The following is a 21,821-nucleotide window of genomic DNA, read 5'->3' on the forward strand; positions in this document are numbered from 1 at the left end:
CCGGGCTGCGCGTTCTCCGGTCAGGGGCGGCGGGCCTAGGGCGTGTTTTAGAAGTAGCGTCGTCCGCCCACTGGGCGGGGCCCACGGCGTCTGGTGCGTGCGATCGCAAGGCGGAGGATCAGCCTCGTACTGGACGTACTTGGATGACTCCGACAACGCAGCGAGCGCGCGTGCCAGGCGTCGTGAGCCAGACGGGACTTCTAAAACACGCCCTAGAGGACGCAGAACTCGTTGTCCTCGGGGTCCGCGAGGACGACCCAGCTCACTTCGCCCTGGCCGACGTCGGCGTAACGGGCGCCCAGGGCGAGCAGACGGGTGACCTCCGCGTCCTGCTCCCTGTCGGTCGGATTGACGTCGATGTGGAGCCTGTTCTTGACGGTCTTGCCGTCGGGCACCTTCGCGAAGGTCAGCATCGGTGGGACCGGTCCGGGGCGGTCCTTGCCCTCAGGGAGCGCGGGGGAGCCGATGATGACGATTCCCTCGTCCTGGTCCCGCACCTCGTAGTCGAGGACCGCGCACCAGAACCGGGCGAGACCTTCCGGGTCGGCGCAGTCGATGGCGAGTTCGGTGAACTTACTGGCCATGTCAGGACCCTCCAGTCGGATAGCGGCTCCACTTCACGGGGCGTGAGGCTATCGGTCGGGGTGGGCGGGCGGAAATGCTTTTCCGGGGGGCCGGCGCTTCGGTCGCGGGGCGTTGTCAGTGGTGCCGGATACGGTTTTGTACATACGAACTGGGAGGCACCGTGTCCACCAAGTGGAGCCTGACGATCGACTGCGCGCACCCCGCGAAACTGGCTGAGTTCTGGGCGCTCGCGCTCGGGTATGGGGAGCCGCCTCCGCCGGCCGGTTTCTCCTCGTGGGAGGCGTGGCTCATCGACTACGGAGTCCCGGAGGAGGAGTGGGACGACGGAGCGTATCTGGCGGATCCGGACGGGGTCGGGCCCACCCTGTCCTTCCTCAAGGTCCCGGAGTCGAAGGTGGTGAAGAACCGGCTGCATCTGGATCTCCGGGTCGGCGGCGGCCGGGATGTGCCCTGGGAGACACGGTGGCCGCGGGTCCTCGCCGAGGTCGAGCGGCTGACCGCCGCGGGGGCGACGGTGATACAGGAACACGAGTTGAAGGGGAAGCCGGACCATGTGGTGATGGCCGACCCGGAGGGTCACGAGTTCTGCCTCGTCTGATCCCCCGCCCCTCCCATCGACGAATCGAGGCCGCAGGTGAGCGACAACATCCTGTCGGTCATACCGACCGACCCCCACTGGCAGCCCGACCCCGGGGCTGCCGACCGTACGGCCGCGGTCGTGGCCGAGCTGGTCCCGGGACTGACCGACGGCTTCGCCGATGTCCAGGTCAGCTGGCACGACGCGATCATGATCGTCGACTGCGGAGCCAACCTGGAGAGGATCGGGTGCCCGCGGTGTGCCGGATCCGTGGACCCAAACTGGTGGACCGAGCTCCTGGAGATCCGGGGGGACACCGGCCTGTCCACACTGCTGGCCCATGTCCCCTGCTGCGGCGCCGAGTTGTCGATCGACACGCTGGAGTACGAGTGGCCGTGCGGCTTCGCCCGTTTCGAGATAGCGATCTGGAACCCGGGACGTGACTGGTTCACCGGCGAGGAGCTGACCGCGCTGACCGCCGCGCTCGGCAGGCCGGTACGTCAGGTCATGGCTCATATCTGACGCCGGGCGCGAGGGCTTCGGCGGGTTCGTCGGTCACTCCGAGGCGGAGGTGTTCCACGTGGTAGAGGGCCTGGTCGAGGAGGCTCGCGACGTGGTTGTCGTGGAGGGCGTAGACGACGGAACGGCCCTGACGCGTGCCGGTGACCAGGCCGAGGTTGCGCAGCAGGCGCAGTTGGTGGGAGCAGGCCGACTGCTCCATGCCGACGGCCGCGGCCAACTCCGTCGCCGCGCAGGGCCCTTCGCGCAGGCGGGCCAGGATCAGCAGACGTGACGGGGTGGCCAGCGCCTGGAGGGTGGTCGCGACCTGCGGCGCGTTCTCCGCGGTCAGCCGGGTGCGCGGTGTCGCGTCGCTGTCCGGGGTGTTCGCTCCGTGGCCCATGGTCTCCATCCTACGGAAGGAACACATGAATACCTGTTCAAGCGTTCCTGTACGGTGAGGGCAAGACCTCCTCCTTTGAAGGACTCCTGCCGTCATGGCCTCCACCCTGACCGAACCCGCACCGTCCCGCCCCGCCCATGCCACCGCCACCACCACCCGGCGGCGCACCCGCGTGCTGGCGCTGCCCGAGGCCCGCTGGGCGGCGGTCTCCCTGGGCCTGTTCCTGATCGCACTCCCGCTTGACCTGCTAGGCGCCCCGGCATGGACCTGGGGACCGCTGTTCGCCGCCACCTACCTCACCGGCGGCTGGGAGCCCGGCTGGGAGGGCCTGAAGGCGCTCAAGGACAAGACGCTGGACGTGGATCTGCTGATGGTGGTCGCCGCGCTCGGTGCCGCCGCCATCGGGCAGGTCCTCGACGGCGCGCTGCTGATCGTCATCTTCGCCACCTCCGGCGCTCTGGAGGCGATCGCCACCGCGCGCACCGCCGACTCGGTGCGCGGACTGCTCGATCTCGCACCCGGCACCGCCACCCGGCTTCTGGCCGACGGCACCGAGGAGAGCGTGGCGGCCGAGGACCTGGCTGTCGGGGACACCATCGTGATCCGCCCCGGCGAGCGGATCGGGGCCGACGGGCGCGTACTCGACGGGGCGAGCGAGGTCGACCAGGCCACCATCACGGGCGAACCTCTCCCTGTCGCCAAGGCGACCGGTGACGAGGTCTTCGCAGGCACCCTGAACGGCACCGGCGCGCTGCGGGTCGAGGTCGGGCAGGACGCCTCGGACTCGGTGATCGCCCGCATCGTGAAAATGGTGGAGGAAGCCTCCGAGACCAAGGCGCCCACGCAGTTGTTCATCGAGAAGGCCGAACAGCGGTACTCGATCGGCATGGTCGTCGCCACCTTGGCCGTGTTCCTGGTCCCCCTCGCCTTCGGCGCCGGACCGACCGACTCGCTGCTGCGGGCGATGACCTTCATGATCGTCGCGTCGCCGTGCGCCGTGGTGCTGGCCACCATGCCGCCGTTGCTCTCGACGATCGCCAACGCGGGCCGGCACGGTGTGCTGGTGAAGTCCGCCGTGGTCATGGAGCGGCTGGGCCAGGTCGACCTCGTCGCCTTGGACAAGACCGGGACACTGACCGAGGGCACCCCGCGTGTCACCGACATCCGGCCACTGGACGGTTCCGGTCTGGACGAGGACGGCCTGCTCACGCTCGCGGCGGCGGCCGAGCACCCCAGCGAGCACCCGCTCGCGCGCGCGATCGTGGACGCCGCCCGTGACTGTGGTCTCGCGGTCCCCGCCACTGAGGAGTTCAGCTCCTCCCCCGGCGTCGGCGTCACGGCCACCGTGGGCGGCGACTCGATCGCCGTCGGGGCCCCTTCCCGGCTGCTGACCGGGCTCCGGAAGACGTCGTCAGCCGCCGCTCTGGCGGGTGAGCTGGAGGAGGACGGCCGTACCGCCGTACTGGTTCAGGTGAACGGTGCGACGGCCGGTGTGCTGGGTATCGCGGACCGGCTCCGGCCGGACGCCGCGGCCACCGTCGCCTCCCTGACGAAGCTCACCGGCGGCACCCCCGTGCTGGTCACCGGGGACAACCCGCGCGCCGCCGCGCGGCTGGCCGCCGAGGTGGGCATCACCGACGTACGGGCCGGGCTGCTGCCCCAGGACAAGGTCGCGGCCGTCCAGGAGCAGGAGAGGAACGGGCGCAGGGTCCTGGTGGTCGGCGACGGAGTCAACGACGCGCCCGCGCTGGCCGCCGCCCACACCGGTATCGCGATGGGCCGCGCGGGGTCCGATCTCGCGCTGGAGACCGCGGACGCGGTCGTCGTCCGTGACGAACTCGCCACCGTGCCCACGGTCGTCGCCCTCTCCCGCCGCGCCCACGCCCTCGTCGTGCAGAACCTCGTCATCGCGTCGGTGTTCATCACCGGCCTGGTGGTCTGGGACCTGGTGGGGCACCTGCCGCTGCCACTCGGTGTCCTCGGCCACGAAGGGTCAACCGTCATCGTGGGTCTCAACGGCCTTCGCCTGCTTCGCGAGTCCGCCTGGACGCGCGCGGCCGCGGATGGGGGCGCGCGCCCGCCATCGGGGGGCGGAACACCCCGGCAGGCGCCCCGCCACGTCCTCAACGACTCACCGCAGAAGTCGAGTTGACCGTACGGTCGGGTCAGCTCGTGCCGGTGCCGCTACGGCGCCGGAACCACCAGGCAGCGCCGCCCACGCCCGCGACGACGATCACGACGACAGCCACGATCGCGAGGGTGTTGGTGTCCTCGTCCTCCGTGTCGGCCGCACCGGTCTCGGCGCTGTCCGTGGCCGTGTCCGCCGGCTCGGCCGGGCCGGACGGAGTCGGGGTGGCGGGCTCGGCGGACGGGCTGGGGCCGAGCGGCTTCGCGCCGGGTTCGGCGGGCGCGAGTTCGAGGATGGGCGCGAGGCTGCCGTGCCCGCCCCCGGCGGGCTCTTCGAGTTCGATCCATCGGTCGACGCGGCCGTCGCTGTAGGTCTGGAGCGTCTTGAACGCCACCGAATCGGCATCCGGAAGCTGCCGTACGGTCACGGCGTACGCGACGTCCTCACCGGCGGGGACCGCCGGGCCGCCCACGCTGTAACCCCGCTCGGTGACGGCCAGCTTCCAGCCCTCCGGGCCGTCCTTGTACGTGATGTCGGCCGGCTCGATGCCCTTCGGCAGCACCACCTCCAGCTTGGCGATTCCGGCCTTGTCCGACTCCGTCTCGGCGCTGAAGTCCAAGGTGACGTTCTCGGCGAGTGCGCCGGCGCCCTTGGACTCGACTTCGACGTGTGCCGATGCCGGTACGGCGAGAGCGAACGAGACCGCCGAGGCCACGGCGGTGACAGCGGTAACGGCGGACAGGCGGCGGGCGGAGGACCGCCCGGTCATACGGGTCACGGGTAACTCCCATGGTGGTGAAGGGTTTCGCGGCACGCGGAAGCAGGCCGCCAGGTCAGCAGACGAGAGCGGGCTCCGTCGGAGGACCTCGGCGCACCACCACGTACGCGAGCATCAGGAAGTCGTACGGAGGGGACTTCGCCCGCGCCGCGACGGGCAGCGGCGGACGGGGCGCCGGCAGGACCGTTCCCGCCGGGAGGAGCCGTACGACGAAGGAGCCGATGGCCTCACCGAGGCGTTCGCCGACGAACGAGCAGGCGGAGTCGGCACGTTGGAGACACCAGGCGACAAGGAGAGCCGCGGCGATGTGGGCCGCGGTCATCGTCACGCCGTGCCCGCCGGAGTGCCAGACGTTATGGACGTCGTGCGAACCGGCGTGGTCGCTCATCGTGTGCGGACTTCCGGCGGGCCGCCCAGGGGCACGTGAGAGCCAGAAGTGCAGGGCGAGTTGGGCCGCGCCGGTGGCCGCCATCACCGTGGGAAGCGACCTCGGCGTGCGAGAGAAGGGGAGCGTCACCAGGAGCAGCAGCCCGAAGACGACCCATGGGCTCCGACCGGGTAGAGGCTGCCCGGAGGCGAGATGGTGTCCCGTGACGGCGAGCACCGTACTCGCCACGCTGAACACCGCGCCGCGCACAGCGGCCACCGGCACGCCGCTCAGTGGACCTGACCTGAATCGTCGCGCGGCGCGGGAACGTATCGTCCGGAGCATGGCGGCCACCAGCATGACCTATCGGAGCGGCCCGCCCGGGAGAGATCCGGAATGTTCCCGGCCGTCAGGCGTCAACCCTGCTCCCGCAACTCGGCGAGATACGCGGCCAACAGTGCTCCGGTGCGGGTCAGCCAGTCGCCCAGTACGGCGATCTCGTCGGGCGAGTAGTCGGCGAAGACGTCGGCGAGGCGGCCGTCGAGGGCGGCGGGCACCCGGGTATCGCCGGGCTCTGAGCCGACCGGGCCGCGTTCGTACCGACGGTGTGGGCAACCGGCCGTTGCCTAGGGCGTGTTTTAGAAGTCCCGTCTGGCCCACGACGCCTGGCACGCGCGCTCGCTGCGTTGTCGGAGTCATCCAAGTACGTCCGGTCCATCTACGGGGCTGATCCTCCGCCTTGCGATCGCACGCACCAGACGCCGTGGGCCCCGCCCGATGGGCGGACGACGCTACTTCTCAAACACGCCCTAGCCGCCGTTGGCGGCCCCGGCCTTCCGCAGTGCCAGAGCCGCGAGCGCCGACGGGGCGCCCAACTGGCCGCGGATTCCCGGGAAGGCGTTGATGTCCACGATCAACGGGGCTCCGCCGGCGTCGATGATGTCGACGCCGTACACGTCCAGTGCGAAGACGGACCCGACCGCACGGGCGAGTCCGACCCAGCCGCCCGGCAGATCACCGAGGGCGAGCGGCAGCGTCGGCCCCCGGCCGTCGTCGTCCGCCAGCTCCGAGCGGCGGAGCGCGGCGAAGACGCGGTCGGCGATCACCCAGAGCTTCCGGTCCCAGCCGCTGTTCTCGGTGAAGGGCTGCACCACGACCGGCTCCTCCTCCCACGTGGCGCGGAGGGTACTCAGTTGGGCGCCGGTGTCGACGCGGGCGACGAGATCGTTCCGCCGACTGTGCCGGCTCTTCACGACCAGGGGGTGGGTGAGGTCAGCCCGGGTGGCGAGTTGGCGCAGCGTCGCCAGGGTCGTGGTCTTCGCGAACGGCAGGCCGGCTTCGTGCGCCAGCGCGGCCATCGCCGTACGGTCCTGGCACAGCTCGGTCGCGGCGGCCGAGTTCACCACGGTGGCGCCCCGCTCCTCCAAGGACCGGGCCAGGGCCAGCGCTTGCGGGGTTCTGGCCTTGAGCAGGTAGACGTCGGCGAGTGGGCCGGCCGACTCGCGCCCGTAGGAGAAGAGTTGATCGCCCGCCGTCGGATCGACCGGCTCAACTCGGTGGTGGGACGCCAGAAGCGCCGTCATGCCCGCCAGGAGGGGATGGTCGGGGCGGGGGGTGATCAGGCCGATCCTCATCCGGCCTCACCGGCCCTGGCCCCGGAACACGCCGCCTGCCGCTGCACCACCGTGCCGCCCGTACGGGCCAGATCGAGTATCGCCCGTGCCACTCGCGCCCTCGCGTCCGGTACCTGACGGAAGCTCGGAAAGTCGTTCACGTCGACGATCACCGGCCCGTCCGGCCCCAGCAGTATGTCCACGCCGTACAGATCGAGCCCGTGGACGGCGCCGGCCGCGGCCACGACAGCGGCGACTTCGGCGGTCAGCGGCACACGCCGCTCGAAAGCGGTCTGTCCGGGATGCAGAGGCGAGGACCGCTGGGCCGCGTACAGTTCGCCCGCGACGCTGTAGACCTTGAGATCCACGCCGGAGTTGGGCACGTACGGCTGGGCGATCAGCATCCCATCCGCCGCCAGCTCCTCCTTCATCCCGGCCAGCAGTCCCGGCGACGCGACCAGCCGCACTCCTCTGCCGGAGCTCCCGTCGGCAGGCTTCACGACGAGGGGGAAGTCGGCGTCCGGTATCTCCGCCAGTAACTCCGGGCGGGCCGCCGCGTACGTCTTCGGCACCGGCAGACCTCCGCTCCGCCCGATCGCAGCCGCCAGCGCCTTGTCCCGTACGCCCCGGACCGATCGCGCGTCGTTGACCGTCGTCAGGCCGACGGCAGCGGCGGCCTCCAGCAGGGTCAGCCCGGGACCGCCGGACACCGTCTTGAGCACCCAGGCGTCGTGACTGCCCGCCCGTACGGCGTCCGACACCCGTATCAGCGAACTGCCGGGCCGCAGCACGTCCACATGGTGCCCCCACTCCCTGAGCTGGGCGATCACCTCAACCGGCATACCGTCGTAGCGGTACTGCTCCTCCACCAAAAAGCAGAGCTTCATCGACCTTCCCCGCCCGGTGACCACCGGATAGCCGCGAGCGCCGCTGCGCACGCTCCCACAGCGAAGATCGCACAGCGGCCGATGCCGACCGCCGGGCGGGGGCCGGGAGGTGTCGGGGCGTGGTACGCCGCGGTCCGACCCGAGCCTGCCAGGTATCGCCGTCAGCCACGCATACTGCCCTGAAGGGCGAGGATGATGAGCCGACTGGACTCGGGGGGAGCGGATGCGGCCGCAGGACGTGCTCGAACAGCGTTACGAACTCGGGAAGTTGCTGGGGAGTGGCGGGTTTGGACAGGTTTGGCAGGCTTTCGATACCAGGGTGAAACGACAGGTAGCGGTCAAGATCGGCTATCCGCAGTCGGCCGAAGAAGTGCGACGTTTCGCGCTTGAGGCCCAGCTCGCGGGCAACCTCACGCACCCGCACATCGCAGCCTTGTACGACTACGGTGAGGCCCTGCACGAGGGGCGAGCTCTCATCTATCTGGTGATGGAACTGGTCTCGGGTGAGACTCTTGCCAAAGTCCTCAGCCGCGGCGTTCCGCCGCTCGCGTCCTGTCTTTCCTGGGCGAAGGACATCTGTGAAGCGCTGGGCGCCGCACACGACATGGGCGTGGTGCATCGGGACATCAAGCCGGCCAACGTGATCATCATGGATCGCGGAGGAGGCACGGCGAAGGTCCTCGACTTCGGTATCGCCAAGTACCAGGCGGACACCGGCATCACCGCTGATGGACAGGTCATCGGCTCCTGGTTGTACATGGCGCCGGAACGATGGGACAGCGGCGCCGCGGTCGACGGACGGGCCGACCTGTACGCCCTGGGGTGTGTCCTGATGGAGATGCTGACGGGACAACTCCCCTTCGCCGGACGGGGGCCCCACGAACTGTTCGCCCAGCATGTCGCCGGCACACCGCCCCGCCCCAGTTCGTTGCGCCCGGGGCTGCCCGAGGCGGCGGACCGGTTGGTCATGGACCTGCTGGCCAAGGATCCCGCTCAGCGGCCGGCAAGCGCCCAGCGGGTGGCTGACCGTCTGGCGGACATCGTCCGGCAGAGCCGGTATCCGGCCTTCGACCACACGACACCCGCCCACGACGACCCGAGCTCGCCCCCGGGTTACACCCCGACGCTCCAGCAGACCGAGGACGATGACGTACACGAACCGGGCGACCCTGTGCGCGTGGCCCTGGAGCGACGGCTCGACCGGGTCCTGGCCCACTACGCCACCAGTGACGAGGCAGAGTTCGTACGGATGCTCGATCTACTGATCCACGACCTTGGTGAGGCACTCGGAGCGGATGATCCTCTGTCCGTCGAGGCGGGCTATCAGCGCGCGATGTACTCCTGGCAGTCGGCACACGACCAGGGCGGTCTGGAGAACATGCTGCCGCGGCTGATCCGGGCGCTGGGCCCCAAGCATCGCCGCACCATTGATGTCCGGGCCGTCCTGACCGGAAACACCGCGGCTCGCGGGCATGTCGACGGCAGGCGCTACATCCCCGAACTCAGAGAGATCATCGCGCAGGCCACCCGAGTACTGGGCGCCCGCGATCCCATCACTCTGACCGCCCGGCTCGACCTCGTCGAAGCCCTGGACCGCGAATACGACGCGCACGGTCGGCCCTTGCCGAGGAACGGACCGCGCGACGACGAGCAGGCGGCCCGCCGCCGTGGCCTGCTGGAGCCACTTCTGCCCGACCTCGAGCAAGGGCTGGGCGACGACGACTCTCGCGTCGTCGAGGTGAGGCTGCGGCTGGCCCTTGACACCTACCAGGTCGGCGACTACCGCGCGGCTCTTCCCTTGTACGAACAGCTGTTACCCACCAGTCCCGCAGCCCTGGCGAAAAGCGACGTACGCCTGCGGATCCAGCACGCACACTGTGTGTGCGAAGCCGGAGAGCCCGAGCGCGCGTTGTCCCTGCTGGAAACACTGCTCAACACGCTGAGAAACAGACCTGGCAACGAGTACCAGCGGCAGGCGGCGACAGCACTCGCCCTGCGCACAGCGCTCAAGAAGCAGATCCGGCAGAACCGACGGGCCGGCAACCGCACCTGGTTTCGCCTGTGAGCTTGTCCACCTTCCCAGAAGATCCGGCTGCCGCTGTCCACGCGCGGGCACGATGATCGGACCGTCGTTGACGGCAACCGTTCGACGTGGCAGCCGAGTTGGCCGGCGAAAGCGGACGTGGAGGGGTGGCAGATGAAACGGGTACGGGGGTTCGGCGTGGCGGTGGCCGCGGGGGCGGCTCCGCATCGGCAAGTGGCCTGATCCACAGGACACGGCATGCGGGCCTCACACCCCCGCAGGATGTGAGCCTCTCACGTCGTGTCGTACCCTTCGTTGTCTTCCTTCTCCTCGCTCTCGTCGCTCTCGTCGTCCTCCTCGTTCTCCGCCTCCATGGCCTCTTCGTGTGTCCGGACGACCTCGCCGTCCCGGATCTCCCCGCGCCAGGCCTCGGGCTCCGTGTCGGTGAGAGTCACGTACCGCTGGAAGTTCTTGAAGTCGAGCCGCAGACGGCGGCCTTGGGCCCGCCAGAGGTTGCCCGTCTTCTCGAAGAAGCCGGACGGGTAGTACTCGACCACGAGCACGATCCTGGTCAGGTTCGGCGCCATCTCATGGAAGCTGACGGCCCCTTGAGTGGTGCCCTTGGAGCCCTCGGACGTCCATACGATGCGGTCGTCGGGGATCTGCTCCAGGACGGTGGCCTCGAAGTTACGGGTCGAAGGACCCACCTTGGTCGTCCACTTGCTCGTGATGTCGTCGTCCTCGTCCTTCGAGACGTTGCCCACGCCCTTGGTGTACTCGGCGAACTTCTCGTACTCGGTCCAGTAGTCGTACGCGGTCCTCAACGGCACGCCCACGTCCAGGACTTCGACGAGGTTCGTCACCTTCACGTCCCCGGTGCCCGGCCTGCCCCCGCCGAGGCCCGTCAGGTCCTTGGCCTTGTCCACCACGGAGTCCTTGACGGATTTCGCCTTCTCGGAGACCACCGAGCCGAGCGGCGATTCGCCGTGCAGAATGCGGGAGCCGATGGCGGGCAGCTGTCCGCCGTTGTCCGCGATGTCCGTCAACTTGCCCGTGACGTCTGTCAGTTTGCCGCCGACCTTGTCGACCGCACGGTCCAGTGTCAACGAGACGTAGTGAGAGAGTTCCTCACGCAGCCTCTCGGCGTTCGAGGGTGCGGTGCCGGTGGCGGTGTCCTCCTTGGTGCTGGTCATCCGGAATCACCTCCGACGGCTGGAGCGGGACGATGCGGTCTCTTTCCCCGCCCTCTTCGATGGCGCGGCCTTCTTCTTGGCGGGAGCCTTCTTCTTCGGTCCCGGGCGCGTACCGGTGGCGCGGGTGGGGCGCCGGCGTTTCGCGGCCGGCGGTTCCTCTTCCTCCGCCCCCTCGCCTTCCTCTTCCTCTTCCTCCTCCTCTTCCTCTTCCTGCTTCAGGCTCTCGTCGTCTTCGGCGCCTTCGGCGTCCTCGGCGTCCTCGGCGTCCGGCTTGAGGCCCTTCTCACCGAGCGCCGTGGCGCGCCCGCCGATCGCGTCGGCCAGCGAACCCATGCCCCGGTCGGTGACGGCCGACAGGGCGTTGCGCGCGGCTTCGACACCCTGGTCACGGAACTGGTCCCCCAACTCCGCGACCTTCGGCGCTTCCCCCAGCCGGCGCGCGCCCTCGGCTGCCAGTTCCCGGGGGCCGCGTCCGAGCCCTCTCCCGGCCACCACAGCAGCCACCGTGAGCGCGAGACGGCCGTTCTTGGTCCGGCCAAGTACATAGCCGCCGGCGATGGCTGTCGCCACGGCGAGTTTCGTCTGTTGCTGCATGAGTCACCCTCCTTCGCGAGGTTCTCGTCTCGGCCGAAGCAGCCCACGCATTCCAGATTTCTTACACTCTGTCGCAGCCACGAAGCCGACGGTTATCGCATACGGAATTTTTTCCCCACCCACTTGTTCAACTCTGCGCCGCCCATGACGGGAACGCCATTCGGGTGAACCGCTCAAGGCAGATATTGAGAAATCAACGCTTGTACGCGTCACGACGCCGGGCTGTCCGGGCGCTCCGCCGCCGGTGGTGGTGCCCGTCGCCACCGTGCCCCTCGGGAGCCTTGACCGGTTTCCGCGTGTTCTTGGCCACTCCGGTGATGTCCTTACCGGCGTCCTCGGTGGCTTCGCCGACGTCCTCGGTGGCTTCGCCTACGCTCTCCCCCAGGTTCTCCGCGGCTCCCTTGGTGCCTTCGCCGACGTCTTCCACGGCCTCACCGGCCCCATGTCCGACATCCCGCACAGCCGCCCCGGCCCCCTGGCCCACGCTCTCGGCGGCGCCGCCGGCGCCTTTGCCGATCTCCCCCGCCGCCTGCCCCGCCCCCGTACCGACGTCCTCGACCGCCTGTCCCAGGCGCTTGGTGAGCTGCTCCAGGATCTCCGGATTCCGGTCGATCGTCGTCAATACCCGGTTGACTATGGTCGAGACGTTGTGCAGACGGACTTTCAACTGTGCTTGCGCCTCGACACCCTTGATATCGAGCTGGACAGAACCGAGCGCGACATCGGCGCCGACATTCAGCTTGAGCAGATCAAGGACTTCCGCCTGGAGTGACACATGGGCCCGCAGGTCCTGCACTTCCAGTTGAATCTCGTCGATGTTGAGCACCGGTACGTCGAGATAGACGTCGGGCTCCTTTCCGCCGGCCGCGTCATCATCGGCGTAACCGGCCGGCTCCGCGGCGACGACCTCCGTCTCCTCCTCGTCGTAGTCGTCCCTGTTGTCATCGCTCTGGCTCATACGGCACTCCTCACTGGGGCGCGCCCCCGCGTTCCCAGTGTCATGCGCCCGCTCGGACGACGCACCCCGCGGGCTGCCCGAAGGGGCACCGGCGGGTGCCCCGGTCGGGCCGGTGCTCGGCCTGGACGGGGAACGTGCGCGCCGGTCAGGGTGAAGTGCCGGACCGGTGCCGTCAGGGAGATGGCGATGAGCTCACACGATCACGATCACGACGACCACGATCACGACCACGACCACGACCAAGGTCACGCTCACGAGCGGGAGTGGGAACGGGCCCCCGAACGGGACCACGACGCCCAGGACGGGCGGGCCCATCACCTCTACCGCGCGGCTGCCACCGGGCGTACCGACGTGATCGGCACAGCCGGGATGGGCCTCCTCCAGCGGACCGTCGGCAACGGCGCGCTCGGCCCGGTGATCCAGCGTGCCCGGAACGGTTCGCCGGAACAGGCCGAGAAGGAACGGGCCGAGGAGGAGCCGCGTTCGCCGGTGCACGAGGTCGTGTCGTCCGGTGGGTCGCCGATCGACACCGAGACCCGTACGGATCTGGAGAACCGGATGGGCGCGGACTTCTCCGACGTGCGTATCCACAACGACTCGGCCGCCCACGACTCGGCGAAGGGCGTCGGCGCGCACGCGTACACCGTGGGCAACAACGTGGTCTTCCAGCGCGACGCGTACGACCCGTCGTCGCCGCAGGGCCGTACCACCCTCGCCCATGAGCTGACCCATGTGATCCAGCAGCGCCAAGGGCCGGTGGAGGGGACGGAGGCACCGGGCGGCATCCGGGTCAGCGACCCCTCGGACCGGTTCGAGCGGGAGGCCGTCGCGAACGCGGACCGGGTACTGGCCGAACCGGCACAGGCGTCCGCCCCGCCCGTCGCCGCCCCGCCCGTCGCCGCGCCGACTCCCGCCTCGGCGGCTCCCGCCGTACAGCGGGCGGCGACCGAGGACGAGGAGGAGCAACCGGCGGACGTCCAGGGCTCGTTCGTCCAGCGGGCGGAGTCGAAGAGCCCGGAGGAGGAGGACGAGGCGCCGGCCTGATCGCGCGCCGGACCGTCCCCCGCCCGCCCCCTCAGCCTCCGGCTGCCGGTTTCATCGTCCCGCCCAGGAACAGCGACTCCGTGCACCGTGAGGGCGCCGGCGCTCCTACCGGCCGGCCGACCCTCCGGCAGTCGATGGTCATGGTGACCGTGCCGCCCGCGGGCACCACGATCGGGGTCACGAAGTGGTAGTCGGAGTCACGGAAGTTCTCCAGCCCGAGGCTCAGCACCCGGGTCTCGGGCCCGGCCGAGACGACGACCGTCCCGGCGTCACCCTGCGGGTTCTGCACCACGATGTCCGTGAGCTGGAAGGTCTGTCCCGCGGGTACCCGCAGGGCCGTCCCGCTGTTCGCGCCGCCGCCCACCGCGTCGCTGACCCGTACCTGCGCGCTGGTCGGGGCGTTCGCCGCGGCGTCGTCCGCCGAGGGGCCGGGGCTCGGTGAGGTGCTGGCCCCCGGTGTGCCGCCGTCCGTGCCCGCACCCGCGGAGTCGCCGCCCGCCGAGTCCGCCCCGCCCGGGTCCCCGCCGTCCGCCGACCGGCTCGGGTCGGCCTCGACCGCCGACCGTACGGCCTCCGGCGTGACCGCCTCCCGGGCCGCCGACTTCACCGCCGGACGCAGCAGCGCGTACCAGAGGCCGACCAGCGCGATCAGCACGACAGCCGCGACGACGAGTGCCCGGGGCAGCCAGCTCGGCAGGATGGGTTCCTGCTGGTAGGAGCCGTCCACCAGGACGGGTTCAGGGGCCTCCTCGCCCTCGACCACCGACTGCGGGGCGGCGGAGACCTGGAAGGGGTGCGTGACCGGGGCACCCCGCCACATCCGCTTGGCGGGCCGTGCGCGCGTTTTCGCGAACTCGGCGCGGCCCGGCTCGATCCGGAGTTCGGGAGCGGTGAAGTCCACCCGTACCAGCTCGGTACCGGGCCGGGCCCCGAGCCGTACGGTGACGGGTGTGTTGCCCCGGTTGTCGACGGCGAACCGGTGCCGTCCGTTCCGTGAGCCGTGCGAGCTGCGCGGGACCAGCTCGGCCGTCGTCTCCGTGAACGGCAGGACGGTCACCCGTCCTTCGGGCACGACCGTCCCACTCCGGTCACCGGCCGGCACCACCCGGACGCCGAACGGCGTCTCGCCCGCCGGTACCGTCGAGTCGCGGGGTGGGCGCAGCAGGAGCGACACGGTCCCGGAGTCGCCGGGGTACAGGGACAGGACCGCGGGCTCCACCGCCGACCAGGCGGCGCACGCGCCGACCACCTCGAAGCGGTATTCCTCAACGGTCGAACCGGAGTTGAGGACCCGCAGGGGAAGGGCCGTCTCCTCGCCCGGTTCGGCGGCGACGGACGATTCGTCGAGGCTTGCGGTGAGACTCATACCGCGGACCGTAGAGTCGATGATCCGGTAGGACATCGGCCGCGAAGGAACACTTTCGGGCAGATTCGCTGCCCGTGGCAACCTTTCAGTTTCCTTGTCGGGTAACACGGGAATCTTCAGACCGCCTCACAACGGATGGGGCGACCCATTACAGCTGTGAGGCCTGTGTCTTCCTGTGACGCTTCCGGCTGTTGCCCAGGGGGAGCATTCGCATGGAGCGCACCACTGTCGCTTTACGGGCTCAAGATCCGATATCCCAGGCGGGCGTGGCCAGTCAGTTGAGGGCCCGTCCCGAGGTCAGTGTCATGGAGTGGGACGACGACGTCTCTCCGCAGGTGGTGGTCATCGTCGTGGACACGATCGACGAGGACGCGCTGCGCACGCTGCGGCACATCCAGCGCACCACCGCCTGCCGCACCGTTCTGGTCACCACGGACATCGACGAACAGAAGCTGGTGAGCGCGGCGGAGTGCGGCGTCGCCGGGGTGGTCAGACGCTCGGAGTCGACACCGGAGCATCTGGTGCATGTCATCGGGACGGTGGCGCGTGGCGAGGGGCATCTCCCCTCCGACCTGCTCGGACGTCTCCTCGAAGAGGTGGGCAGACTGCAGGGTCAGGTGCTCGGGCCGCGCGGTCTGCACTTCACCGGTCTGGCGGCGCGTGAGGTGGACGTGCTGCGGCTGGTCGCCGAGGGCTATGACACCGCTGACATCGCGACGAAGCTGGCCTACTCCGAACGCACGATCAAGAACGTGCTGCATTCCGTGATGACCCGGCTGCAATTGCGCAATCGCTCGCACGCGGTGGCGTACGCGCTGCGCCAGGGTCTTATCTGATCTCCGTCTGCCTCTCGGCGGATTGCCCCAAAGGGCAGGTGCGCCTTCCCGCTGAAGTGGCTCGACTTCCGCTGTGTGTACGGGAGTTGTACGGGACCGTACGCGGGGCGCGGCGACGCGCCGACGCCCCGAGCACGCCCCGATGCGGCGGCGTGTCCGGGGACGGGGCCGTAAGGGACGGGGAGGAAGACTGTGCGGTGGATTCAGCCGGGAGAGCGGTCGCGCGGGTGGACCAGGCACGGCGGCGCCCCGCGCGCTGCGGCGCTCGTCCTGCTCCTGCTGGCCACCGGTCTCGTCCCCGCGTCGGCGGTGTCGGCGACGGGGAGCGGCCCGGGGAGGGCGGCGGCCGTTCCCGTACCCCCCGTCCCGTGGGTCACGCCGGCCACACTCGACGAGGCGCTGGACCCGGGCGGTTCGACGGGTGTGACCAAGCAGGTGCGGACTCCCGCGATCCCGCCGAGACCGGATGTGGTGCTGCTGGTGGACGGCACGGGCAGCATGGAGGTGCCGATCACGAGCGTCCAGGACAATCTGCCCGACATCACCGAGAAGATCCTGGCCGAGGAGCCCGATTCACGTTTCGCGGTCGCCACGTTCGGCGATCAGGAGGTGGACGAACCGAACGCCGGGTTCGAGGTGCTCCAGGAGCTGACGGACGACATCGGCCTGGTGCAGACCGGTGTCAATAATCTGACGACGGACCTCGGCGGGTTCAGCATGGGTCCGTCGGAGGACTGGATCAACGGGCTGTGGGAGATCGCCAACGGCGCTGACGGCAAGACGGTGTTCCGTGAGGGCGCGAGCCCGGTCGTCGTCCTGGTCAGCGATTCCTCCAGCCACGCGCCGAGCGACGGCCACACCATCGACGACACGATCGCCGACCTTCAGGACAACGGGGTCCGGGTGATCGGCATCGAAGTGGACAGCAACCTCGGGGACGGTCTGAACGGCAACGGGAACGCCAACAATCCGGACTTCCCGGACCAGATCGAGGACCCGCCGACCACCCCAGGCCAGGCCACCCGGATCATCAACGCCACCGGTGGCCGGCTGCTGGAAGGCATCCAGCCGGACGAGACGGCCGAGGCGATCATGGACGGCTTCGACAATCTGCCCACCACCGTCGGTCATGAACTCCGCGACTGCGACCCGCGTCTGAGTGTCACCCTGGAGCCGCCGACGAGAGAACTCACCAGCGGGGGAACCGCGCAATTCACCGAGAACGTCGACGTGTCGGCCGACGCGCCCCAGGGCACGACCCTGACCTGCACGGTGCAGTTCCTCCAACTCGGCGCGCAGGTACCGGGGATGGCGGAGATCGGCCCCGCCGCCGTACCCGATCCCGACTTCCAGCAGAAGATCAGCATCACCGTGAACGACGTCAACGACCCGGTCGTCACCGTGGACGACCGCACGGTCCGGGCGGAGGACGACGACGGGGCGCGGATCAGATACACCGCCTCGGCCACGGACACCCAGGACGGCGAGCTGCCGGTGACCTGCGATCCCGCGTCGGGCGCGCTCTTCCCGGTCGGTACGACCACGGTCACCTGCTCGGCCACGGACTCGGCCGGCAACTCCGGTACGGACACGGCGCGGTTCGAGGTGCTCGAACCCCCCGTACCGCCGTCGTCGGACATCGCGGTACGGGCCGACGTCAGCCCGGACCGTACCTACGTCGGCCGCCCTGCCCGCGCCCGGTTCACGGTCACCAACGCGGGGCCCGACACGGCGACAGGCGTCGTACTCACGGCGAGTTGGCCGGCGCCGTCCCGGGCGGGCGATCGTACTCTGCCGGCCCTCAACCGCTGTACTGCCGCCCGGCCGTGCACGATCCCCGCCGGGGGCCGCATCGAGGTGGCGCAGACGGCGACGTACCGCGCGGCGATCGACGGCGACGTACGGGCCACCGTGCGCGGCACGCTGCCCGACCGCCGTACGGCCGACAACCGGGACACCGACCGGCTGCGCGTCCTGAAGCCGTCGCTGGAGGTGACCCCGCCGGTCGCCAAGCCGGGCCAGCCGGTGCTGGCACGGGGCAAGGACTATCCGCCCGGCGAGACCGTACGCCTGACCTGGTCTCTCGGCATCACGGCCGACAGGTCGGGCATACGGGTGGGCCGTAACGGCACCTTCGAGGTGCAGATGCTGGTGCTGCGCAAGGACACGCTGGGTCCACGGGTGCTGCGGGCGGACGCATCCGGTCTGCCCCGGCTTCAGAAACCGGTCCTGGTGGTCCAACGCAACCTCCAGCCACCGGACTTCGCGGGCCGCTCGTGAAGGGGCAGGTGTCCGGGTGATCCATGAGGTGGACGACGTCCTGCGGAGCCTGATCCGGGCGGAGGTCCTCGAAGGCGGCCAGATCGCGGTGGTCTTCGACGCGCCGACGAGGGAATGGGCCGCGAAGGTCAACTCGCCGATGGTCAACCTCTATCTCTACGACATCCGCGAGGACATGCGCCGGCGTGAGCGCGGTCTGCACAACGAGTACGACGAGCGCGGCGCGATCGTCGCACGCCGCCGCCCGCCGCGCTTCTTCAAGCTGTCGTACCTGATCACGGCGTGGACGAAGCGCCCGGAGGACGAACACCGGCTGCTGTCCTCGCTGTTGGCGTGTCTGCTGCGGTACGAGGCGCTGCCGCCGGAACGGCTGACAGGGTCCCTGGCGGAGATCGGGGCGGCGGTACCGGTGTCGATCGCGCTGCCACCGCCGGAGGACCGGTCGTTCGCGGACGTGTGGAGCGCGCTGGGCGGGGAGTTGAAGCCTTCGCTGGATCTGGTGATCAGCGTGCCGGTGACGTCATCGCCGGTCTACAAGGCGGGCCCGCCGGTGGGTGACGAGGGGCTTCAGGCGCGGTTCGGGGACGTGCCCGCGCGGGACTCGGCCGAGACGCGGGGGCAGCCGGTGTACGGGGCGCGGCCCGGCCGTCCGCGCCGGGAGCCCGAGTGACCAGCTTGCGGCATCTGCTCGCGCGGGCGGTCGCGGTGGAGCAGCGCGTGCGCCGGGCGGTCGAGGCGCGGCAGCGCGTCGACCCGGACCCGGACGACGCGTTCCGCGGCCTGTATCTGACGGAGGAGAACGTCGCGAGACTGCTCGACGAGGAGGGAGCCCGGTCGTTCCCGCCTCCTGACGAGCAGTTGGTGGCCGACCCTCCGGATTCCCGGCTCACCACCCTGGCGGCGGAGTTCGGCCTGACCGCGCTGGACGTCGAGATCCTGCTGATCGCGCTCGTACCGGATCTGGACGACCGGTTCGAGGCGTTCTACGGCTACTTGAACGATGACGTGACCCGCCGCCGTCCGTCCGCCGGCCTGGCCCTGGGTCTGTGCGGCTCGTCCCCGGCGGACCAGGCGGCCCGCGCTCGGCTGGCGGCCCGTTCCCCGTTGCGGGCGGGTGGACTGCTCCTGGTCGAGGACCTGGAACGGCCTTTCCTGAGCAGGGCGTTGCGGGTGCCGGACCGGGTGACGGCGCATCTGCTGGGCGACGACACCCCGGATCCGCGGCTGGCGGATCTGCTGGCCCCGTGGCACGCGGTACGTGGCGTCGGCGACCCGGCCCCGCTCGCCGGGGTGTTGGCAGACGGGGTCCGACTCGCCTATCTCCGCGAGGACCAGGGCGGCGCGGGTACGGCCCTGGCGGCGTCCGCGCTGACGGGTGCCGGCCTCGGCGTGCTGGGCCTGGACCTGGCACGGCTGGCGGAGGATCCGGCGCCGCGGGATTCCGTGCGTGCGCTGGTGCGGGAGGCGCGGCTGAGCGGGGCCGGGTTGGTGTGCGCCCCGCTGGACGCTGTGTTCCGCGAGCACCCTTCCCTGCTACGCCTCCTGACGGCCACACAGGTACCGACGATCCTGGTGGGCAGGGCCCCGTGGGACGCCTCGTGGTCCGCCTCTCCCCCACTGCTCCTGCACGCGCCCCGGGTGGAGCCGTCGGCGCGGGGGGCCTTGTGGACGGACGCGTACGAACAGTGGGCCGGGGCCCCGCTCCCGCCCGCGATCGAGGCGAACCGTCTGCTCGCTCCCTTCCTCCTCACGCCGGAACAGGTCACGGGCGCGGCGCGCAGCGCGGCCCAGACGGCGCGCCTGGCGGGTGGGCTCACCCCCGACCATGTACGCCAGGGTGCCCGCGCCCAGAACGCGGCGGGCCTGGACCGCCTGGCGCGCCGTATCGAACCCACGGTGACCTGGGACGACTTGGTCCTCCCCGCCGACACCCACGCCCAACTCCGCGAACTCACGGCCCGCGCCCGCCACCGCGACCGGGTGCTGGGCGAATGGGGTATGCGCCCGGGAGGCGGTAGGGGCCGGGGCGTCTCGGCCCTGTTCGCGGGCGACTCGGGCACGGGCAAGACGATGTCGGCGGAGGTGATCGCGGCGGATCTGGGCCTGGATCTCTACACGGTGGATCTGGCGACGGTGATCGACAAGTACGTGGGCGAGACGGAGAAGAACCTCGAACGCATCTTCACGGAGGCGGCGGGGGTGAACGGCGTGCTGCTGTTCGACGAGGCGGACGCGATCTTCGGCAAACGCTCCGACGTGAAGGACGCGCACGACCGCTACGCGAACGTGGAGAGCGCGTACCTGCTCCAACGGATGGAGTCCTTCGACGGCCTGGCCATCCTGGCAACCAACCTCCGCGCCAACCTGGACGACGCGTTCACCCGCCGCCTGGACCTGGTAGTCGACTTCCCGCTCCCAGACCCGGCACAGCGCCTCCTGCTCTGGGAACGCTGCCTGGGCCCCCTGCTGCCCCGGGGCACGGACCTGGACCTGGACTTCTGCGCGTCCAACTTCGAGCTGGCGGGAGGCAACATCCGCTCGATAGCAGTGACGTCAGCATACCTGTCGGCGGAGACGGGCACCCCGGTGACGATGGAGACACTGATCCACGCGGTCCAGAGGGAGTATCAAAAACTGGGCCGCCTGACGCTGGCGTCGGAGTTCGGACCGTATCTGGGGTTGGTGCGCGACTGAACGCGCCCGCGAGCGTCAGACCTTGACGATCCGGACCCGGTCCCCGCAGAGCATGGCAAGGTCTTCCGGGTCGGAGGTGCCAACGACGGCCGGCTTCGGAGCATGGAGCGCGGTGGCGGCGACCACGGCGTCGATCGCGTACTTGTGCCCATGAAGGCCCACGTCGACGAGCAAGGCCATCGCCGTACGACCGATCTCCTCGTTGACGGGTTCTACGTTCAGCCGGGAAACAGCCCAGTTGAAGCGAGCGGAGTTCACCCGTGCGTGATGCGCCCCGATGAGGGTGAGGACGCTGGTCACGACCCGCATGTCCTCCTTCTCGGCACCATGCACCAAGGCCATGACCTCACGGTCGTCGGCCACCAGCTTGGGAAAGCCCCTCGCTGTCCAGCACGAGCGTTCCCCACTCAGCCGTCGGCGTCTCCACGCAGGAGGGCACGGGCAGCGTCGACCTCGGCATCACTGAAGGCTTCATGGTCCGCCTCGTGCGCGGCGGTCAGCTCGGCGAGGTTGTCCCGCTCGATCTGGCGCTGTACGGCGGCGTCCACGTAGTTCGAGAAGGCCCGCTTGCCCACACGGGCGCGGACGGCCGCGATGTTGCCCGAGTGAAGACTCACGGAGACGTTGGCGGTGGGGCCTTCACCGACCCGTAGTTGACGTCGTCGCTCATGACAGCCACCTAATACACTGAGCCTCTTCCAACCTGTTCGCCGCGAGCGTGGTGCTCGGCTGGTCATGCACCTTCGGTGTCAAGTCGCTCCGCGGACTGGAGCAGGTACTCGGGCATTTTCGAACTGGCCGCCAATACCTCGATGCCGATGAGGCGGCCCTGCTCGTCGAAGTCGAGGTTGATCATGCCGTCGACGTCCACTGGATCGCAGGGATACATGCGCGCGGACTTCACGCGGGCCTGCGGTTCGGTGAGGTATACGTACGCTGTGTTGAGGGTCTTGTCGTAGGTGACTCTGACGTCTGTCACGGTGAGCGGTCTCCCTTG

The 21,821-nt window shown here is 69.9% G+C and carries 22 protein-coding genes and 1 pseudogene; 9 read left to right on the forward strand and 14 right to left on the reverse strand.

From position 1 onward, the window contains the following. Window positions 1-212: 212 nt before the first annotated feature. A complete protein-coding gene (locus OIE74_RS03770; RefSeq protein WP_329378378.1) occupies window positions 213-584 on the reverse strand; it encodes a VOC family protein in 372 nt (123 codons plus the stop codon). A 161-nt stretch (window positions 585-745) separates the two neighbouring features. Between OIE74_RS03770 and OIE74_RS03775 the strand changes: the two genes are divergently transcribed. Together OIE74_RS03775 and OIE74_RS03780 are read left to right on the forward strand one after the other, a co-directional pair. Then, window positions 746-1,183, forward strand: coding sequence for a VOC family protein (locus OIE74_RS03775; protein WP_329378380.1), 438 nt, complete (start codon window positions 746-748; stop codon window positions 1,181-1,183). A 36-nt stretch (window positions 1,184-1,219) separates the two neighbouring features. Continuing rightward, complete coding sequence (locus OIE74_RS03780) at window positions 1,220-1,684, forward strand: hypothetical protein (RefSeq protein ID WP_329378382.1); 465 nt, start codon at window positions 1,220-1,222, stop codon at window positions 1,682-1,684. Here OIE74_RS03780 and OIE74_RS03785 read toward each other — a convergent pair. Continuing rightward, window positions 1,668-2,063, reverse strand: a complete 396-nt coding sequence (locus OIE74_RS03785; protein ID WP_329378384.1) for an ArsR/SmtB family transcription factor — start codon at window positions 2,061-2,063, stop codon at window positions 1,668-1,670. The genes OIE74_RS03780 and OIE74_RS03785 overlap by 17 nt on opposite strands. A gap of 94 nt (window positions 2,064-2,157) precedes the next feature. Here OIE74_RS03785 and OIE74_RS03790 point away from each other — a divergent pair, with 94 nt between their 5' ends. Then, window positions 2,158-4,215 carry a heavy metal translocating P-type ATPase gene (locus OIE74_RS03790; RefSeq protein WP_329378386.1) on the forward strand — a complete coding sequence of 686 codons (2,058 nt, stop codon included), beginning with the start codon at window positions 2,158-2,160 and terminating at the stop codon, window positions 4,213-4,215. 13 nt (window positions 4,216-4,228) lie between these two features. Here OIE74_RS03790 and OIE74_RS03795 read toward each other — a convergent pair whose 3' ends face one another. The 5 genes from OIE74_RS03795 to OIE74_RS03815 form a co-directional block, all read right to left on the reverse strand. Continuing rightward, window positions 4,229-4,960 (reverse strand): DUF1775 domain-containing protein, encoded by a 732-nt coding sequence (locus OIE74_RS03795; protein ID WP_329392155.1) that lies wholly within the window; start codon window positions 4,958-4,960, stop codon window positions 4,229-4,231. A 64-nt stretch (window positions 4,961-5,024) separates the two neighbouring features. Beyond that, complete coding sequence (locus OIE74_RS03800; RefSeq protein WP_329378388.1) at window positions 5,025-5,621, reverse strand: hypothetical protein; 597 nt, start codon at window positions 5,619-5,621, stop codon at window positions 5,025-5,027. A 131-nt stretch (window positions 5,622-5,752) separates the two neighbouring features. Next, on the reverse strand, window positions 5,753-5,893 hold the full coding sequence (locus OIE74_RS03805) for a hypothetical protein (protein ID WP_329378390.1): 141 nt from the start codon (window positions 5,891-5,893) through the stop codon (window positions 5,753-5,755). Window positions 5,894-6,145: 252 nt separating this feature from the next. Next, window positions 6,146-6,970, reverse strand: coding sequence for an ATP-grasp domain-containing protein (locus tag OIE74_RS03810; RefSeq protein WP_329378392.1), 825 nt, complete (start codon window positions 6,968-6,970; stop codon window positions 6,146-6,148). Next, complete coding sequence (locus tag OIE74_RS03815) at window positions 6,967-7,836, reverse strand: ATP-grasp domain-containing protein (RefSeq protein WP_329378394.1); 870 nt, start codon at window positions 7,834-7,836, stop codon at window positions 6,967-6,969. The genes OIE74_RS03810 and OIE74_RS03815 overlap by 4 nt, the downstream gene beginning before the upstream one ends. 223 nt (window positions 7,837-8,059) lie before the next feature. Here OIE74_RS03815 and OIE74_RS03820 point away from each other — a divergent pair, with 223 nt between their 5' ends. Continuing rightward, window positions 8,060-9,901 (forward strand): serine/threonine-protein kinase, encoded by a 1,842-nt coding sequence (locus OIE74_RS03820; RefSeq protein ID WP_329378396.1) that lies wholly within the window; start codon window positions 8,060-8,062, stop codon window positions 9,899-9,901. Between the two features lie 251 nt (window positions 9,902-10,152). Here OIE74_RS03820 and OIE74_RS03825 read toward each other — a convergent pair whose 3' ends face one another. The 3 genes from OIE74_RS03825 to OIE74_RS03835 all read right to left on the reverse strand — a co-directional run bounded on the left by OIE74_RS03825 (window position 10,153) and on the right by OIE74_RS03835 (window position 12,604). After that, window positions 10,153-11,052, reverse strand: coding sequence for an SRPBCC family protein (locus OIE74_RS03825; protein ID WP_329378398.1), 900 nt, complete (start codon window positions 11,050-11,052; stop codon window positions 10,153-10,155). Window positions 11,053-11,058: 6 nt separating this feature from the next. Further along, entirely contained in the window at window positions 11,059-11,646 is a 588-nt protein-coding gene (locus tag OIE74_RS03830; protein ID WP_329378400.1) for a hypothetical protein, read from the reverse strand. Window positions 11,647-11,839: 193 nt separating this feature from the next. Further along, window positions 11,840-12,604 carry a hypothetical protein gene (locus tag OIE74_RS03835; protein WP_329378402.1) on the reverse strand — a complete coding sequence of 255 codons (765 nt, stop codon included), beginning with the start codon at window positions 12,602-12,604 and terminating at the stop codon, window positions 11,840-11,842. A gap of 180 nt (window positions 12,605-12,784) precedes the next feature. Between OIE74_RS03835 and OIE74_RS03840 the strand changes: the two genes are divergently transcribed. Further along, the gene (locus OIE74_RS03840) at window positions 12,785-13,648 is read left to right on the forward strand and encodes an eCIS core domain-containing protein (RefSeq protein ID WP_443076016.1); all 864 of its coding nucleotides are present in this window, start codon (window positions 12,785-12,787) and stop codon (window positions 13,646-13,648) included. A gap of 31 nt (window positions 13,649-13,679) precedes the next feature. On the opposite strand, the gene OIE74_RS03845 is transcribed toward OIE74_RS03840, so the two are convergent. Continuing rightward, a complete protein-coding gene (locus tag OIE74_RS03845) occupies window positions 13,680-15,014 on the reverse strand; it encodes a COG1470 family protein (protein WP_329378406.1) in 1,335 nt (444 codons plus the stop codon). A 212-nt stretch (window positions 15,015-15,226) separates the two neighbouring features. Here OIE74_RS03845 and OIE74_RS03850 point away from each other — a divergent pair, with 212 nt between their 5' ends. The 4 genes from OIE74_RS03850 (at window position 15,227) to OIE74_RS03865 (ending at window position 20,824) form a co-directional block, all read left to right on the forward strand. Beyond that, on the forward strand, window positions 15,227-15,850 hold the full coding sequence (locus OIE74_RS03850; RefSeq protein ID WP_329378407.1) for a helix-turn-helix transcriptional regulator: 624 nt from the start codon (window positions 15,227-15,229) through the stop codon (window positions 15,848-15,850). 192 nt (window positions 15,851-16,042) lie between these two features. Beyond that, window positions 16,043-18,130 (forward strand): VWA domain-containing protein, encoded by a 2,088-nt coding sequence (locus OIE74_RS03855; protein ID WP_329378409.1) that lies wholly within the window; start codon window positions 16,043-16,045, stop codon window positions 18,128-18,130. A gap of 16 nt (window positions 18,131-18,146) precedes the next feature. Continuing rightward, on the forward strand, window positions 18,147-18,800 hold the full coding sequence (locus tag OIE74_RS03860; RefSeq protein ID WP_329378411.1) for a DUF4255 domain-containing protein: 654 nt from the start codon (window positions 18,147-18,149) through the stop codon (window positions 18,798-18,800). Beyond that, complete coding sequence (locus OIE74_RS03865; protein WP_329378412.1) at window positions 18,797-20,824, forward strand: ATP-binding protein; 2,028 nt, start codon at window positions 18,797-18,799, stop codon at window positions 20,822-20,824. Before OIE74_RS03860 ends, OIE74_RS03865 begins: the two co-directional genes overlap by 4 nt. A gap of 15 nt (window positions 20,825-20,839) precedes the next feature. Here OIE74_RS03865 and OIE74_RS03870 read toward each other — a convergent pair. The 3 genes and pseudogenes from OIE74_RS03870 to OIE74_RS03880 all read right to left on the reverse strand — a co-directional run bounded on the left by OIE74_RS03870 (window position 20,840) and on the right by OIE74_RS03880 (window position 21,803). Then, window positions 20,840-21,284: pseudogene (locus OIE74_RS03870) on the reverse strand (DNA-binding protein). Further along, window positions 21,232-21,441, reverse strand: coding sequence for a hypothetical protein (locus OIE74_RS03875; protein WP_329378414.1), 210 nt, complete (start codon window positions 21,439-21,441; stop codon window positions 21,232-21,234). Before OIE74_RS03875 ends, OIE74_RS03870 begins: the two are co-directional and overlap by 53 nt. 116 nt (window positions 21,442-21,557) lie before the next feature. Next, window positions 21,558-21,803 (reverse strand): DUF2283 domain-containing protein, encoded by a 246-nt coding sequence (locus OIE74_RS03880; RefSeq protein ID WP_329378416.1) that lies wholly within the window; start codon window positions 21,801-21,803, stop codon window positions 21,558-21,560. Between the last annotated feature and the right edge of the window lie 18 nt (window positions 21,804-21,821).

This window comes from Streptomyces sp. NBC_01716 (genome assembly GCF_036248275.1).
Taxonomy (GTDB): Bacteria; Actinomycetota; Actinomycetes; order Streptomycetales; family Streptomycetaceae; genus Streptomyces.

Coding starts and splice junctions, on each gene's coding strand:
- OIE74_RS03770 (WP_329378378.1), bottom strand. CDS start 584: ATGGCCAGTAAGTTCACCGAACTCGCCATCGACTGCGCCGACCCGGAA.
- OIE74_RS03785 (WP_329378384.1), bottom strand. CDS start 2,063: ATGGGCCACGGAGCGAACACCCCGGACAGCGACGCGACACCGCGCACC.
- OIE74_RS03790 (WP_329378386.1), top strand. CDS start 2,158: ATGGCCTCCACCCTGACCGAACCCGCACCGTCCCGCCCCGCCCATGCC.
- OIE74_RS03795 (WP_329392155.1), bottom strand. CDS start 4,960: ATGACCGGGCGGTCCTCCGCCCGCCGCCTGTCCGCCGTTACCGCTGTC.
- OIE74_RS03810 (WP_329378392.1), bottom strand. CDS start 6,970: ATGAGGATCGGCCTGATCACCCCCCGCCCCGACCATCCCCTCCTGGCG.
- OIE74_RS03815 (WP_329378394.1), bottom strand. CDS start 7,836: ATGAAGCTCTGCTTTTTGGTGGAGGAGCAGTACCGCTACGACGGTATG.
- OIE74_RS03820 (WP_329378396.1), top strand. CDS start 8,060: ATGCGGCCGCAGGACGTGCTCGAACAGCGTTACGAACTCGGGAAGTTG.
- OIE74_RS03825 (WP_329378398.1), bottom strand. CDS start 11,052: ATGACCAGCACCAAGGAGGACACCGCCACCGGCACCGCACCCTCGAAC.
- OIE74_RS03830 (WP_329378400.1), bottom strand. CDS start 11,646: ATGCAGCAACAGACGAAACTCGCCGTGGCGACAGCCATCGCCGGCGGC.
- OIE74_RS03835 (WP_329378402.1), bottom strand. CDS start 12,604: ATGAGCCAGAGCGATGACAACAGGGACGACTACGACGAGGAGGAGACG.
- OIE74_RS03840 (WP_443076016.1), top strand. CDS start 12,785: ATGGCGATGAGCTCACACGATCACGATCACGACGACCACGATCACGAC.
- OIE74_RS03845 (WP_329378406.1), bottom strand. CDS start 15,014: ATGAGTCTCACCGCAAGCCTCGACGAATCGTCCGTCGCCGCCGAACCG.
- OIE74_RS03850 (WP_329378407.1), top strand. CDS start 15,227: ATGGAGCGCACCACTGTCGCTTTACGGGCTCAAGATCCGATATCCCAG.